The organism is Pseudomonas sp. D5(2026) (assembly GCF_057766845.1).
On the sequence record NZ_CM173421.1, the window covers coordinates 4,947,894 to 4,962,661 of the forward strand.

General features: G+C 62.5%; 13 protein-coding genes. 6 read left to right on the forward strand and 7 right to left on the reverse strand.

Annotated features, from left to right (window positions below):
• The first annotated feature begins 41 nt into the window (after positions 1 to 41).
• The 6 genes from dusB to tspR all read left to right on the forward strand — a co-directional run bounded on the left by dusB (position 42) and on the right by tspR (position 8,083).
• Positions 42 to 1,055 carry a tRNA dihydrouridine synthase DusB gene (gene dusB / locus AC3B5Q_RS22895; RefSeq protein ID WP_021784408.1) on the forward strand — a complete coding sequence of 338 codons (1,014 nt, stop codon included), beginning with the start codon at positions 42 to 44 and terminating at the stop codon, positions 1,053 to 1,055.
• Complete coding sequence (gene fis / locus AC3B5Q_RS22900; RefSeq protein WP_012274390.1) at positions 1,052 to 1,372, forward strand: DNA-binding transcriptional regulator Fis; 321 nt, start codon at positions 1,052 to 1,054, stop codon at positions 1,370 to 1,372. The genes dusB and fis overlap by 4 nt, the downstream gene beginning before the upstream one ends.
• A gap of 81 nt (positions 1,373 to 1,453) precedes the next feature.
• Positions 1,454 to 3,061 (forward strand): bifunctional phosphoribosylaminoimidazolecarboxamide formyltransferase/IMP cyclohydrolase, encoded by a 1,608-nt coding sequence (purH, locus tag AC3B5Q_RS22905; RefSeq protein ID WP_003249687.1) that lies wholly within the window; start codon positions 1,454 to 1,456, stop codon positions 3,059 to 3,061.
• 146 nt (positions 3,062 to 3,207) lie between these two features.
• Positions 3,208 to 4,503: a phosphoribosylamine--glycine ligase gene (gene purD / locus AC3B5Q_RS22910; protein WP_021784409.1), complete on the forward strand. Its 1,296-nt coding sequence runs from the start codon at positions 3,208 to 3,210 to the stop codon at positions 4,501 to 4,503.
• Positions 4,504 to 4,638: 135 nt separating this feature from the next.
• Positions 4,639 to 7,410 carry a hybrid sensor histidine kinase/response regulator gene (locus tag AC3B5Q_RS22915; protein WP_021784410.1) on the forward strand — a complete coding sequence of 924 codons (2,772 nt, stop codon included), beginning with the start codon at positions 4,639 to 4,641 and terminating at the stop codon, positions 7,408 to 7,410.
• A gap of 76 nt (positions 7,411 to 7,486) precedes the next feature.
• Positions 7,487 to 8,083: a type III secretion system genes modulator TspR gene (gene tspR, locus AC3B5Q_RS22920; RefSeq protein ID WP_014592545.1), complete on the forward strand. Its 597-nt coding sequence runs from the start codon at positions 7,487 to 7,489 to the stop codon at positions 8,081 to 8,083.
• A gap of 18 nt (positions 8,084 to 8,101) precedes the next feature.
• On the opposite strand, the gene AC3B5Q_RS22925 is transcribed toward tspR, so the two are convergent.
• Genes AC3B5Q_RS22925 through cobG form a run of 7 tightly spaced genes read right to left on the reverse strand, consistent with a single transcriptional unit; the run spans position 8,102 to position 14,659 of the window.
• Entirely contained in the window at positions 8,102 to 8,758 is a 657-nt protein-coding gene (locus AC3B5Q_RS22925) for a hypothetical protein (RefSeq protein ID WP_021784411.1), read from the reverse strand.
• Entirely contained in the window at positions 8,751 to 9,440 is a 690-nt protein-coding gene (locus AC3B5Q_RS22930; RefSeq protein ID WP_028697863.1) for a hypothetical protein, read from the reverse strand. The genes AC3B5Q_RS22925 and AC3B5Q_RS22930 overlap by 8 nt, the downstream gene beginning before the upstream one ends.
• Before the next feature lie 51 nt (positions 9,441 to 9,491).
• A complete protein-coding gene (locus tag AC3B5Q_RS22935; RefSeq protein ID WP_488392753.1) occupies positions 9,492 to 10,247 on the reverse strand; it encodes a hypothetical protein in 756 nt (251 codons plus the stop codon).
• Between the two features lie 45 nt (positions 10,248 to 10,292).
• Positions 10,293 to 11,990, reverse strand: a complete 1,698-nt coding sequence (gene cobJ, locus AC3B5Q_RS22940; RefSeq protein ID WP_084850672.1) for a precorrin-3B C(17)-methyltransferase — start codon at positions 11,988 to 11,990, stop codon at positions 10,293 to 10,295.
• The gene (locus AC3B5Q_RS22945) at positions 11,978 to 12,709 is read right to left on the reverse strand and encodes a precorrin-2 C(20)-methyltransferase (protein WP_028697866.1); all 732 of its coding nucleotides are present in this window, start codon (positions 12,707 to 12,709) and stop codon (positions 11,978 to 11,980) included. Before AC3B5Q_RS22945 ends, cobJ begins: the two co-directional genes overlap by 13 nt.
• Positions 12,709 to 13,335, reverse strand: a complete 627-nt coding sequence (locus AC3B5Q_RS22950; protein ID WP_003257545.1) for a precorrin-8X methylmutase — start codon at positions 13,333 to 13,335, stop codon at positions 12,709 to 12,711. Before AC3B5Q_RS22950 ends, AC3B5Q_RS22945 begins: the two co-directional genes overlap by 1 nt.
• Complete coding sequence (cobG, locus tag AC3B5Q_RS22955) at positions 13,328 to 14,659, reverse strand: precorrin-3B synthase (protein ID WP_028697867.1); 1,332 nt, start codon at positions 14,657 to 14,659, stop codon at positions 13,328 to 13,330. Before cobG ends, AC3B5Q_RS22950 begins: the two co-directional genes overlap by 8 nt.
• Positions 14,660 to 14,768: the final 109 nt, after the last annotated feature.

Consider the following 14,768-nt stretch of genomic DNA (forward strand, 5'->3'; position numbering starts at 1 on the left):
TTTTCGAACTCCAAGATTCGGCCCCACAACAGGGATCACCTATGTCGGCGGTACGCATCGGCCAATACACACTACGTAACAACCTGATCCTCGCGCCCATGGCCGGGGTGACGGATCAGCCTTTCCGTACTCTTTGCCAGCGCATGGGCGCCGGTATGGTGGTGTCGGAGATGGTAAGCAGCGACATGAGCCTGTGGAACAGCCGCAAGTCGAGCCTGCGCCGCATCCATGAAGGTGATCCCGAGCCCCGCTCGGTGCAGATCGCCGGCGGTGATGCGCAGATGATGGCAGCGGCGGCAAAGGCCAACGTCGAGGCAGGTGCCCAGATCATCGATATCAACATGGGCTGCCCGGCAAAAAAAGTCTGCAACAAGGCCGCAGGCTCTGCTTTATTGAGAGATGAAGCCTTGGTCAGCGAGATCCTCCACGCCGTGGTCAGCGCCGTGGACGTACCGGTGACCCTGAAAATCCGCACCGGCTGGGACCGGGCGAACAAGAACGGCCTGAACGTGGCGAAGATCGCTGAACAGGCTGGCATCCAGGCGCTAGCGGTGCATGGCCGCACACGTGCCGACCTGTACACCGGCGAAGCCGAATACGACACCATCGCTGCCATCAAGCAGGCGGTGTCAATCCCGGTTTTTGCCAACGGCGATATCACCTCGCCAGAAAAGGCCCGGGCGGTGCTGGAAACCACCGGGGTCGATGGCCTGTTGATTGGCCGGGCTGCCCAGGGGCGGCCATGGATCTTTCGCGAGATCGAGCATTACCTGCGCACTGGTGAACACCTGCCAGCGCCGCAACTGGACGAAGTGGAACGCATCCTGCTGGAGCACCTGGCCGCGCTGCATGCCTTCTATGGCGATGTGATGGGCGTACGTATCGCCCGCAAGCACGTTGGCTGGTACCTGGCAACACGACCCGGTGGCAAGGAGTTTCGCGCCCGGTTCAACGCTTTGGAAGACACACAAGCGCAGTGCGCCAACGTTCGCGCGTTTTTCAGCGAACGTCGACAGAGCCTTGAGACAGAGGACGGACAAGGGGTGGCCGCATGACGATGATGACCGAGACATTTGTGAGTGGAACAACGCCCGTGAGCGACAACGCCAACCTGAAACAGCACCTCAACACGCCGAGCGAAGAGGGCCAGACCCTTCGCGACAGCGTCGAGAAGGCGCTGCACAACTACTTCGCCCACCTGGAAGGCGCGACCGTGACGGACGTGTACAACCTGGTGCTCTCCGAAGTCGAGGCGCCCCTGCTCGAAAGCGTGATGAACTACGTGAAGGGCAACCAGACCAAGGCCAGCGAGATGCTCGGGCTGAACCGAGGCACCCTGCGCAAGAAGCTCAAGCAGTACGACTTGTTGTAAGCCAGAATCCCACCCAGAAAAGGCGACTCCCTGAACAGAGACGCCTTTTTTGCTGACTCCACCGCGTTATTGGAACCCGAAATGACCGACCAGACTACCCGCCTGCCAGTCCGCCGCGCCCTGATCAGCGTCTCCGACAAGACCGGTATCCTCGAATTCGCCCGTGAGCTGCAGCAGCTCGGTGTCGAGATCCTGTCCACCGGCGGCACCTACAAGCTGCTCAAGGACAACGGCGTAAACGCGGTGGAAGTGGCCGACTACACCGGCTTCGCCGAAATGATGGATGGCCGGGTCAAGACCCTGCACCCGAAGATCCACGGCGGGATCCTCGGCCGTCGTGGTACCGACGACGCCATCATGAACGAGCACGGCATCAAGCCGATCGACCTGGTTGCGGTCAACCTGTACCCCTTCGAAGCCACCATTTCCAAGCCTGGCTGTGACCTGCCGACCGCTATCGAGAACATCGACATCGGCGGCCCGACCATGGTCCGTTCGGCAGCCAAGAACCACAAGGACGTGGCCATCGTGGTCAATGCCAGCGACTACGCCGGCATCGTCGAAGGCCTCAAGGCCGGTGGCCTGACCTATGCCCAGCGCTTCGATCTGATGCTCAAGGCGTTCGAGCACACTGCCGCCTACGACGGCATGATCGCCAACTACATGGGCACCATCGACCAGGCCAAGGACACCCTGAGCACTGAGGCGCGCAGCGAATTCCCGCGCACCTTCAACAGCCAGTTCGTCAAGGCGCAGGAAATGCGCTACGGCGAGAACCCGCACCAGAGCGCGGCGTTCTATGTAGAAGCCAAGAAAGGCGAAGCCAGCATTTCCACCGCTGTCCAGCTGCAAGGCAAGGAACTGTCATTCAACAACGTGGCCGACACTGACGCCGCGCTGGAATGCGTAAAGAGTTTCGTCAAGCCGGCCTGCGTCATCGTCAAGCACGCCAACCCGTGCGGCGTGGCGGTCGTTCCGGAAGACGAGGGCGGCATTCGCAAGGCCTACGACCTGGCCTACGCGACCGACACCGAATCGGCGTTCGGCGGCATCATCGCATTCAACCGTGAACTGGACGGCGAAACCGCCAAGGCCATTGTCGACCGCCAGTTCGTCGAAGTGATCATCGCTCCGAAAATCTCCCAGGCCGCTCGCGACGTGGTGGCTGCCAAGCAGAACGTACGTCTGCTGGAGTGCGGTGAGTGGCCAGCAGAGCGCGCTGCCGGTTGGGACTTCAAGCGCGTCAACGGTGGCCTGCTGGTGCAAAGCCGCGATATCGGCATGATCACCGCCGATGACCTGAAGATCGTCACCAAGCGTGCTCCAACCGAGCAAGAGATCCACGACCTGGTATTCGCCTGGAAAGTGGCCAAGTTCGTCAAGTCCAACGCCATTGTCTATGCCAAGCAGCGCCAGACCATCGGCGTCGGCGCCGGCCAGATGAGCCGCGTCAACTCCGCCCGCATTGCTGCAATCAAGGCCGAGCACGCTGGCCTGCAGGTGCAGGGCGCGGTCATGGCGTCGGATGCATTCTTCCCGTTCCGTGACGGCATCGACAACGCAGCTAAAGTGGGTATCAGCGCCGTGATCCAGCCGGGTGGTTCGATGCGTGATGCTGAAGTCATCGCGGCTGCCGACGAAGCCGGCATCGCGATGGTCTTCACCGGCATGCGCCACTTCCGCCACTAATTACGCGGATCCCGAGGCGAGTCGAAATCCTGTGGGAGCGGGCTTGCCCGCGAATACGATGGTGGGTTCACCGCCGCATTCGCGGGCAAGCCCGCTCCCACAGTGTTCGGCGCAAGCCCCGGGATCACCTGAATCGAGGTTTTGACATGAAAGTTTTGATCATCGGCAGCGGCGGCCGTGAGCACGCCCTGGCCTGGAAAGTCGCCCAGGACCCACGCGTCGAGAAAGTCTTCGTTGCCCCCGGCAACGCCGGTACCGCCATTGAAGCCAAGTGCGAGAACGTCGCCATCGACGTGTGCGCCCTGGACCAATTGGCCGACTTCGCCGAGAAAAACGTCGACCTGACTATTGTCGGCCCGGAAGCACCGCTGGTTATCGGCGTGGTCGACCTGTTCCGCAGCCGTGGCCTGGACTGCTTCGGCCCAACCAAGGGCGCGGCCCAGCTGGAAGGCTCCAAGGCCTTCACCAAGGACTTCCTCGCGCGTCACAAGATCCCGACCGCCGACTACCAGAATTTCACCGAGATCGAGCCCGCGCTGGCCTACCTGCAGGAAAAAGGCGCGCCAATCGTGATCAAGGCCGACGGCCTGGCGGCAGGCAAGGGCGTGATCGTCGCCATGACGCTGGAAGAAGCAGAAGCCGCCGTGCGTGACATGCTGGCAGGTAACGCCTTCGGTGAAGCCGGTTCGCGCGTCGTGATCGAAGAGTTCCTCGACGGCGAGGAAGCCAGCTTCATCGTCATGGTCGACGGCCACAATGTGCTGCCCATGGCCACCAGCCAGGACCACAAGCGCGTCGGCGACCAGGACACCGGCCCGAACACGGGCGGTATGGGCGCCTACTCCCCTGCCCCGGTCGTTACCGCCGACGTGCACCAGCGCGTGATGGACCAGGTGATCTGGCCAACCGTGCGCGGCATGGCCGAGGAAGGTAACGTCTACACCGGCTTCCTCTACGCCGGCCTGATGATCGACAAGGCGGGCAACCCCAAGGTCATCGAGTTCAACTGCCGCTTCGGCGACCCGGAAACCCAGCCGGTCATGCTGCGCCTGGAGTCGAGCCTGGTACTGCTGGTGGAAGCTGCATTCGCCAAGGCCCTGGACAAGGTCGAAGCACAGTGGGACCCGCGCCCGAGCCTGGGCGTGGTCCTGGCAGCAGGCGGTTACCCGGGCGATTACGCCAAGGGCGACGTGATCAACGGCCTGGACGCTGCCGCCAAGATCGAAGGCAAGGTATTCCATGCCGGTACTGCGCTCAAGGATGGCAAGGTAACCACCAACGGCGGGCGTGTGCTGTGTGCCACCGCCATGGGCAGCACCGTTGCCGACGCGCAGCAGCAGGCTTATCGCCTGGCCAAGGAAGTCAGCTGGAACGGCAGCTTCTACCGTTCCGACATTGGCTATCGGGCCATCGCCCGCGAGCGCGGTGAGCACCAGCAGTAAGTACTACCGGTTTGCCGTAGCTGATTCAGCTTGCGGCATCCGGCTCGTCGACAGGGCCCTGCATGGGCCTTGCCTTCGACTTGGCGCGCCGCGCATAGTGGGTACCCGGCACATCGGCCAAGAAGGGATTTCGTAGTGCGTCGGCTTCGGATTGCCTCAGCTCTGATCGTCAGCTTGCTGACCCTGCTCTGCATGTTTCCGGCTGCGGCCGAACATGACGGTGGCTGGACTGTTCTGCTCGACGAACAGGCCAACCTGCAACTGAGCGATGTGCGCTCCGAGCGCTATCGCAACCAGTTCAGCCCACTGCCTCTCGCCGACATTGATGCTGCCCCGGCTGGGCAGGCCCTGTGGTTGCACTATCGTCTGCCTCCAGGTGACCAGGAGCAACTGCTACGGGTATTTGCCCCGGACCTTTCTGGCCTGGACCTCTACGCCCTCGAAGGCGAGCAACTTCTGCGTCAACTGCACCACGGGCGCCAGGCCGGCAATGCCAGCCCGACCCTGCGCGGCAGCGACCACGTATTGCCCCTGCCCAACAGCAGGCAACCGCTGGACATCTACCTGCGCCTGGTCTCAGAGCACCAGCTGCGGCCGGCCATCAGCCTGGAGCCTGCGGCCAAAGCGGCCTCGGACCAACGCCAGCCGCTGCTGTTCGGTATGCTGTTCGGCGGCCTGATCATGCTGATCATGCACAACCTGATCCGCTTCCTCTACACCCGCTCCAGCACCACCCTTATCCTGGCGCTGTACCACGGCCTGATGCTGCTCAGCGGCCTGATCCTGCTGAACCTCAGCGGCCCCTGGTGGCATTTGTGGCACAGTGCGCAAACGCCTGCCGCCTACCTGACACTGGTCCTGGCCGGCCTGTCAGGGCTGTATTTCACCCAACATTTCTTTTCGCCGTGCAATTCGCCACGGCTGAATCGTTTGCTGCAGGGCGAGATGTTGATTGTCGGGCTCAGTGGCCTGGTGCTGCTGTTCGTCGATACCTTGCCACTGAACCTGATGACCTACGCCCTGATGGCGCTGGGCAGCGTGAGCATGCTGCTGGTCAGCAGCTACCACTGGTACAAGGGCTATGCACCCGGGCGCCTGTTCAGCCTGGCCATGGTGGTGTTCAACCTCGGAGGCCTGGTACTGCTGCCAGCCCTGCTGGGCCTGACACGTACCTCGACACCCTGGCTGCTGTGCATCCTGCTGGGCCTGACCGTGGTCAGTGGCCTGCTGCTCAATCTGGCAGTCAGTGAACGGCTGCGGCGTATAAGCGAGGAGCGTTTCAGCGCCAGCCGTGCGCTGGCCGCCAGCGATGCGGAAATCAACGCCAAAGCCGAGTTTCTGGCCAAGATCAGCCACGAAATCCGCACGCCAATGAACGGTGTGCTAGGCATGACTGAACTGCTGCTGGGCACACCGCTGTCGGTGAAGCAGCGTGATTATGTACAGACCATCCACAGCGCCGGCAACGAGCTGCTGACGCTGATCAACGAAATTCTGGACATTTCCAAGCTGGAATCCCGGCAGATCGAGCTGGATGATGTGCAGTTCGACCTTAACGCGCTCATCGAGGATTGCCTTAACATCTTCCGCGCCAAGGCCGAGCAACAGAACATCGAGCTGATCAGCTTCACCCAGCCACAAGTACCGCGGGTCATCAGCGGAGACCCGACGCGCCTGCGCCAGGCCTTGTCGAGCCTGCTGGAAAACGCCCTGAAAAACACCGATCAGGGCGAGATCCTGCTGGTGGTGGCGCTGGATCAACGCGGCGAGGTGCCACGCCTGCGTATCGCCGTGCAGGACAGCGGCGAACCGTTGCCCGCTGCCGACCGTGAAGCCTTGTTGCAGGCCGAGCTGCACAGCCACCACTTCCTTTCCAGCAACAAGCTGGGCGGCCACCTGGGGCTGGTCATCGCCAAACAGTTGATTGGCCTGATGCAGGGTGAGTTCGGCATCAAGAGCAGCACCGGCATGGGCAACACTCTGTGGCTGACCTTACCGCTGGACCCTTCACGCCTGGAACAGCCACCGGCGGACCTCGACAGCCCGCTGCGCGATGCCCGCGTGCTGGTGGTCGACGACAACGATACGTGCCGCAAGGTGCTTGTACAGCAGTGCAGCGCCTGGGGCATGAACGTCAGCGCGGTGCCGTCGGGCAAGGAGGCCCTGGCCCTTTTGCGCACCAAGGCGCACCTGCGCGACTACTTCGACGCGGTCCTGCTGGACCAGAACATGCCCGGCATGACCGGCATGCAGCTGGCCGCCAAGATCAAGGAAGACCCGAGCCTGAACCACGACATTCTGGTGGTGATGCTCACCGGCATCAGCAATGCGCCGAGTAAAGTCATCGCGCGCAACGCCGGGGTCAAGCGAATACTGGCCAAGCCGGTGGCCGGCTACACGTTGAAGACCACCCTGGCCGAAGAGCTGGCCCAGCGAGGCCGGGAACAGGCGATGCCTGCCAGCCTGCCGGGCATCCCTCAGGCGCTTGACCTGCCAGGCGATTTCCGCGTGCTGGTCGCCGAAGACAACAGCATCTCGACCAAGGTGATCCGCAGCATGCTCGGCAAGCTCAACCTCAGGCCCGATACTGCCTGCAATGGCGAAGAGGCCTTGCAGGCAATGAAAACGCAGCATTATGACCTGGTGTTGATGGACTGCGAGATGCCGATACTGGACGGTTTTTCGGCCACCCAGCAGTTGCGGGCCTGGGAAGCTGAAAACCAGCGCCAGCGCACGCCGGTGGTTGCACTGACTGCGCACATACTGGCCGAACACAAGGAACGCGCGCGGCTGGCGGGCATGGACGGGCACATGGCCAAGCCGGTGGAGTTGTCGCAGTTGCGCGAGCTGATTCAATACTGGGCCAATCAACGGGAAGTCAAGGCGGACCCGGCACATACGTCCTGACCGATATCCAATGCTCTTGCAGGAGCGGCCTCGCGACACAAGGCCGCGCCGGCATAAACCCCAAGGAACACTGCTCATGCTCCATGAGTTGTTCAGCGTCTACTTGAAAATGCTCGTGCTCTACAGCCCGTTTTTCGTGCTGTCGTGTTTCATCAGCCTGACCCGTGGCCACTCCAGCAAGGAGCGCAAGCAACTGGCCTGGAAGGTCGCGTTCGCAGCCTTGGTCGCCAGCGTGATGCTGTACCTGTTCGGGCGGGCGATCTTCGGTATTTTCGGCATCACCGCCGATGCCTTCCGCATTGGTGCCGGCAGCGTGCTGTTCATTTCAGCCCTGGGCATGGCCCAGGGCAAGCCGGCGGTACAGGCCGACAACGTGCAGCAGGATGTGACCATCGTACCGCTGACCATTCCGCTGACGGTTGGCCCCGGCACCATCGGTGCGCTGTTGGTGATGGGGGTAAGCCAGCCGCACTGGGATGAAAAACTGCTGGCCATCGTCAGCATTGCCCTGGCCAGCTTTACCGTAGGCCTGGTGCTGTATCTATCGCACGGTATCGAGCGCCTGCTCGGTGACCAGGGTTTGCAAATCGTCAGCCGCCTGATGGGGCTATTCGTCTGTGCCCTGGCAGCACAGATCATCTTTACCGGGATTCGCGGTTACCTGCTGCCCTGAGCTTTCCAAGCCGGGCGCCTACAATTTCAGCTCAAGGATAGCCTTGCCATTTTGCTTGTCGACACTGGCCTGGGCCCGCTTGCGGTAGTCCTCGCGGAACCCCTGCAAGTTGAAGTGGATCACTTCGACACGCATGTCCAGGATTTTTACTTCACTGCTCAACTGCATGAACAGGAAGTCCTTGGAGGTCTTTTTCATCGACATTTCCATGTGGACCAACACCATGTCGATGAAGCCGCTCGACTGCTGAGAGCAAGGCAGCAACTGAAAACGTCCAACAGCTTTCGAGACTGCCCGGGATTCAAACGCGGTCAAGGTCTGGCTGTGATTACGCAGTGCCTGAAGCGACGACTGGGCAGATTGATAATGACCGGCGGAGCCTTTCTGACGAACCTGGGCAAGAGCCTGCTCGGCAAGGCTGGACCTGTCCGGCCCCGGTCGAGTCGCAGTAGGCGCGAGCTTGCCATCAAAGCCCAGAAACGCGAGGTTACGCCAGTAGTTCCTGAACCAGTCCGGCTCCAGGCCTTCGTTATAGTCCCCCCAGGCAACTTGCTGGGCAAACGCATTGGCCAACAGGATATCGTCACGGGCTTCGCGGCTAACACCTGGCAAGAATGACAGCAGGCTGCTGTGTACGAGTTTGCCACTGGCGGCATTTAGATTGAATTCACTCATCGTCGACTCCTGATGATGTCGCAAGTTTTACCTGGCTGCGGTACTGCAATTGCTTGACCTTGATAGAGTCATGCAAGCCTGCACTTATCGAACTGATCACCTTTTCATGGGTGAAATAACTGGCATCGAACTGCTGAGTGGCATGGGCACTTGCAAGATTCAGCGGCTGCCACAGCCAATCCGTCGCCAGGTTCTCTGCTGTGCTAAAGCCCAACTCAGTGCTGAGGACGTCTGAATTGGCCAGTATCAGGCGCAACTCCATACGTACATGGCTCATGCCTTTATCGTCCGGGGACCGAACACATTCCGCCCATAACAACTGTTCTATGCCACCGTCTGGTTGGGCGGAATAGGCGTCGAGGCATTTGGCTACCGACCCCTGCAGGGCGCTGGGCACACCTGCCAAGAGACTGCTCCGCAGTATCTTCCACGGCTCACAGGCCACTGCGGGTGCAGCAGGCACAGCGCTGGAATGCAAGGTCGCGACAGTGCAGCCGAAGTTACCCTGAATTCGCAGATATTCCTTGTGCCACCCAGCGTCCTGAAGGGCGTGCCCCTTGTTAGCGGTCAGGTAGGCTGCCAGTTGAACATCCAACAGTGCTTCTACTCGTGAAGCACTGACGGAGTTGTCGATCAATACCAGGCTGTTGCCGTTCAACCACAAAGTGTAATTGGCGTGCATCAGTATGCCCTCCAGGCCTGTCGACGCCATGTCGACAGGCCAACTTCATAGTCAGAGTTCCAGTGCCAGCAGGACCTGCAGGGCATTGTCGTCAAGTTTGGTTTCTACAATGGCGCGAACTTTGTCGTATTGGCGCTTATCGAAATTCAACACCGCACCACAGGCAAAATTGGAGGTGCCGCTGCTTTCCCACTTGGCCAAAAGATAGTTGGCAGCCTTGTCAGGCTTGGCGTCGGTCTGGATCGCACTGACCAGCATCGCCACCTGACCTTGGCCAGTTTGCTCGCACTTGACCAGGCTCAGCTCGGTTCGGTCATCCTCCACCGACTTGCGATCGAGCAACTCGACGTTTTTGGTACTGGCGGCCAAGGCTGAAACAACCGTTTTGCCAAGATTGTCCAGGGCGGTTGCCACATCGCCAGTGAAAACGCCATATGCTGCCTGCAAGCCCTTGCCTAGCAGGTTGCTGATCTCAAGGTGCATATTGCGTTCAGTAATCTGCTGTACATCGACATTGGTCGGCGCCCAGCCCATCTTGGACATCAGGTAGATGTAGTGCTTGAACCAAAGCTGTGTTTCACGGATGGGGTCATGCTGCCTGTTGGCACCTTGCGTTGCCAGGGCATGACAGGCCTTTGCAGCATCGCGGTTTTGCTCCCCCATTTGGTCGGGGAACACGAACAGATTCTTGTCCGGCAGAACCTGAAGCTGAAGCTTTTCTTTATCGATCGTCATGGGAAGGTCTCCAGGAAGGGTACGGTTGAAGCCAAATGGCTCCAGCCGCAAACCTACCGGTGACCTTTCCATCAATCTGCCACGAAGCAGTTCCTCATCTGCCCGGGCTGCCGCCGCTTACGGCTTTGCGCCATACCAGCGTGGGGTATAGACCCAGAGCCCCCCAGCTGCGCGGTCGAAGGTGCAGGTAGTGGAGGATCCAACCAGCACCATGGTGCGCATGTCGACCATTTCTGGCAGCAGTTCGGCCAGGGTGACTACCTTCAGCGTCTGCCCCGGCCTACCGATGTCACGACCCAGGACTACAGGCGTGTTCCCGTCACGGTGTCGGCGCACTACCTCCAGGGCCACACCGAGCTGGTGCGGCCTGGCCTTGGAGATCGGGTTGTAGAAGGCCAGCACCAGGTCGGCCTGGGCAGCCAAGTCCAGGCGTTTTTCAATGATGGACCAGGGCTTGAGGTTGTCCGACAGCGACATGACACAGAAGTCATGCCCCAGCGGTGCCCCTGCCTGGGCGGCGGTTGCCAGCGAGGCTGAAACCCCCGGCAGGATCTGCAGGTCGACGCGATGCCAGGCGGGGTCACTGGATTCGTGCAGCGCTTCGAGCACCGCAGCAGCCATGGCGAAAACGCCCGGGTCACCCGAAGACACCACCACCACCGAACGGCCTTGAGCCGCCAGTTCGAAGGCATGTCGGGCGCGCTGCATCTCTTCGCGGTTGTCGGTGCAGTGCAGCACCTGGTCGCCGCGGAACGGGCCAGCCATACGCACGTAGGTTTCGTAACCGAGCACATCTTCGGCCTGCGCAAGTTCGGCCTTGACCGCCGGAACCATCAGTTCCGCCGCACCTGGGCCAAGACCGATGACCGCCAGGCGACCGCGGCGGCGGCCGATCTGCGCTACGTCGACCGGGGCAGGCGCCACCGCGACCACGACTTCTCCAAGCGCTATCAACTCACTATCGGGCACCGCCGCAGCGACCATGCTGGCCACATCGCCTGGGCGGGTGGCGAAGCGCAAAGGGACACCCAGAGCCTGCGCAGCTTCGTGCAACGCGCTGTCGGCCATGGTTCGCTCGTCTGCCAGCACGCAGGCTACCGAGGGCTCGGCGATGCCGGCCTGCTGCAGTGCTGCGCGAATGCTGTGCAGATTGCCACCTGCAACGCCCACCACCACCAGGCGCGGGTGGATCAGCAGCTCGTCGCGGTTGGCCGGGCGCGCCTGATGCCCCACATGGATGGTGCGCTGCGCCGCTTCGCTAGCAGGCAACTGCGCCAGTTGCAGCCACGGAGCGTTACCTTCGATACGCACAGACTCACCCGCCAGCAGGTCGGATACAAAGCGTTTGCCTTGCTCGATGTCGGCCAATGCATAGCCCCGCGGCGGATTCAGCAGGCAAGTACCGAAGCGCAGCTCGCCACTGGTGGTAATGGCCGCGGAAACGCCCAGCGCGTCAGCGATTTCACGCGCCATCACGTTCACTCCGCCGAGGCCTCCGAGCAACGGCACTACCGCGCTACCATCCTCGGCCACGGCCAGTACTGGCGGCTCGCTGCCCTTCTCGCTGAGCAGGCTGGCGAGGCTGCGGATGACGATACCCGCGGCGCACAACGCGATGATCGGCGTGTCTTGCTGGTACAACCCGCGCAGGGTATCGCCGAAGGACGCGTACGACTGGTCCGCACCCTCGACACGCCCCTCAAGGCCATGGATCGTGGCCTGTGGATAACAGGCCTGGATACGCTGCGCTGTCGCAAGGCTGCCCGGGCCGAGAATGACGATGGCCGGTGCCTTGTGCATGTTCAGCCCTGCCATTTTTCCCCCGGCACGATAATCAGCGAGAAGTAGGGCGACGACTGCGGGTCGACCTGGTCCAGCGGCACGATCTTCTGGTTGGCCATGGTCGCCCGCTCCACATACAGCGCACGCCGATCCAGCCCCAGTTCGACCAGTACTTCGCGCACCTTGGGGAAGTTGCGCCCAAGTTTCATGATTACCGCTGCATCGGCGTCGGCCAGACGGCGCTTGAGCTCTTCGGCGGGCAACACACCAGACAACACCGACAGGCTCTGGTTGCGGTACACCAGCGGCGCCCCCAGCACCGAAGCGCCACCGAGCATCGAGCAGACACCGGGAATCACTTCTGCCTCGTAGCGCTGCGCCAGGCGGTCATGCAGGTACATGTAGGAGCCATAGAAGAACGGGTCGCCTTCGCAAATCACCGCCACGTCGCGGCCGGCATCCAGGTGCTCGGCCACCTGCACGCTGGCCTCGTCGTAGAAGTCGCTGATCACTTGCTCATAGGACAGCGGCGCCGGCAGCACTTCGGTGGTGACCGGGTAGACCAGCGGCAGCAAGGTCTGCTCGGGCTGCAGGTGCGCCTCGATAATGCCGAAGGCATTGCCACGCTTGCCCTTGGCCACGAAGTAGCCGACCACCGGCGCCTCACGCAACAGGCGCAGGGCCTTGAGGGTAATCAGTTCAGGATCGCCAGGGCCCACGCCCAGGCCAAGCAGCCGTCCGCGCGGGGCCATCATTCCACCTCCGTGGCCAGGGCGTTGACCGCCGCCGCGGCCATCGCGCTGCCGCCCAGGCGGCCTTGCATGATCACGAACGGCACGCCACGGCTGTCGGCGGCGAGCATGGCCTTGGACTCGGCAGCGCCGACGAAACCGACCGGGAAACCGAGGATCAGCGCCGGTTTGGGCGCGCCGGCATCAAGCATTTCCAACAGGTAGAACAGCGCGGTAGGGGCATTGCCGATAACCACCACACTGCCTTCCAGGTGCGGGCGCCACAGTTCCAGGGCTACAGCGGAGCGGGTGTTGCCGGCGTCTTTGGCCAGGCCCGGCACGCTCGGGTCACGCAGGGTGCAGATGACTTTGTTGTCGGCTGGCAGGCGGGCCCGGGTGATGCCTTCGGCCACCATGTGCGCATCGCACAGGATCGGCGCGCCGTTGAGCAGCGCCTCGCGCCCGGCCCGTCCGGCACCTTCGGAGAACTGCAGGCCATCGATGGCGTCGACCATGCCACAGGCGTGGATCACGCGCACGGCGAGCTTTTCAAGGTCTGCGGGGATCCGCTCGAGTCGGGCTTCCTCGCGGATGATCCGGAAGGAGTTGCGATAGATCTCCTGACCATCGCGGATGTAGTCAATCATCAAGGTGCTCCGTCGGCAGGTCGAGCATGGCGCCTGCTTCATTCAAGGTAAGGTCGGTGGCGCGCAGGGCACCGAAACCCGGCTGGCGCGCATCACGCAGGTACAGGTCGTAACGGCCCGGGGAACGGGCCAGCAAGGTGGCCGGGGCAACATGGGCCACAGCACAGGAACGGGGGCAGCCGGACAGGTGCACGCTGGCCGGCACGCCAGGGCCCAGCAGTGCGGCCAGGACAACCGCGTCGGCCTTGGTCTCGGCAAGGGCCTTGGCGCAGCCGCTGGCACCGGTGCAGGCGCTGATACGCGCCAGAGGTTCACGGTCGTGGCACAGCAACCCCAGCGCAGACAGTTCGGCCAGGGCCTGATCGAAGTGTTGTTCTTGCAGGTTGGTCAGCACCAGGCTTTGCCAAGGGCTAAGGCGCATGCTGGCATCGCCCAGTTCACGGGCAATACGTGCGGCACCGCGCAGCATCGCGGGGGTCAGGCGGCCTTGCGGCGGGGCGACGCCAAGGGCAATACCCTGCGCCTGGGGCAGCCTGCCCAACCACGAGGCGCGGTGCTGTTCACGCCGCCATGTGAGCACGGCGGCATCGCGGCGGATGTCCAGACCGAGCCCAGCGACAAAATCAGCTGACGGGTACACCTCAAGCAGCTGGCGCATGCGCGCCTGCGTCGGGGATGCCAGATCGAGGAAGCGCTCCAGCACGGCGCGCACCAGCATCAGGCCCTGTGCCAGCGGCACCGCACCGAGCGCCTGGCCCTCTGCCGGGCAACCTGCCAGGCCAAACGCCAGCCAGGTCTGCTGCTCCAGGTGCAGGGGCGACAGCCACAGGTCATGGGGGTGTTCGAGCATCGCCAGGCGCTCACCTGCATCCAGCTGCACGGCGAACTTGGCCGACAGCTGGTGAAAGCGCGGGGTGCCTTCCAACAGGTCGAGGATCTGCCCGGCCAGCGGCCTGGCGTCCAGCAGCATCGCCGGGTCATGCCCGGCCAGCGGGCTGAGCATCAGGTTGCGCACATCGTCACCGGCCGCCTCGCGTGGGCCCAGGCCGGCAGCGAGCAAGGTGTCGACCAGGGCTCGGTGCTCGTTACCGATGCCGCGAATCTGCAGGTTGCCACGGTTGGTAGCCTCGATCACGCCGCCAGCAAAGCGCTCGGCCGCCGCCGCCACAGCTTCGGCCTGCTCGGCGAGCAGCAGGCCGCCCGGCAGCTTGATGCGGCAGATACCGCCATCACGGGCACTGACAATGCGCCACAACCCCGGGCAGGCCGAGGGGCGAGGCGATATGTGGGGGGTATGAGCCTGCGTCAAAGGGGCATCCGGCAGTCTGTGAAAGTGCGCTTGAGTGTAGAAGGCGCGGTATTATGCCTGCTTTGTCCGGCGGCATGAAAAGCCGGTGGTCGAGCACCTCGGCGATTAAGTAGAAATTCAGGGC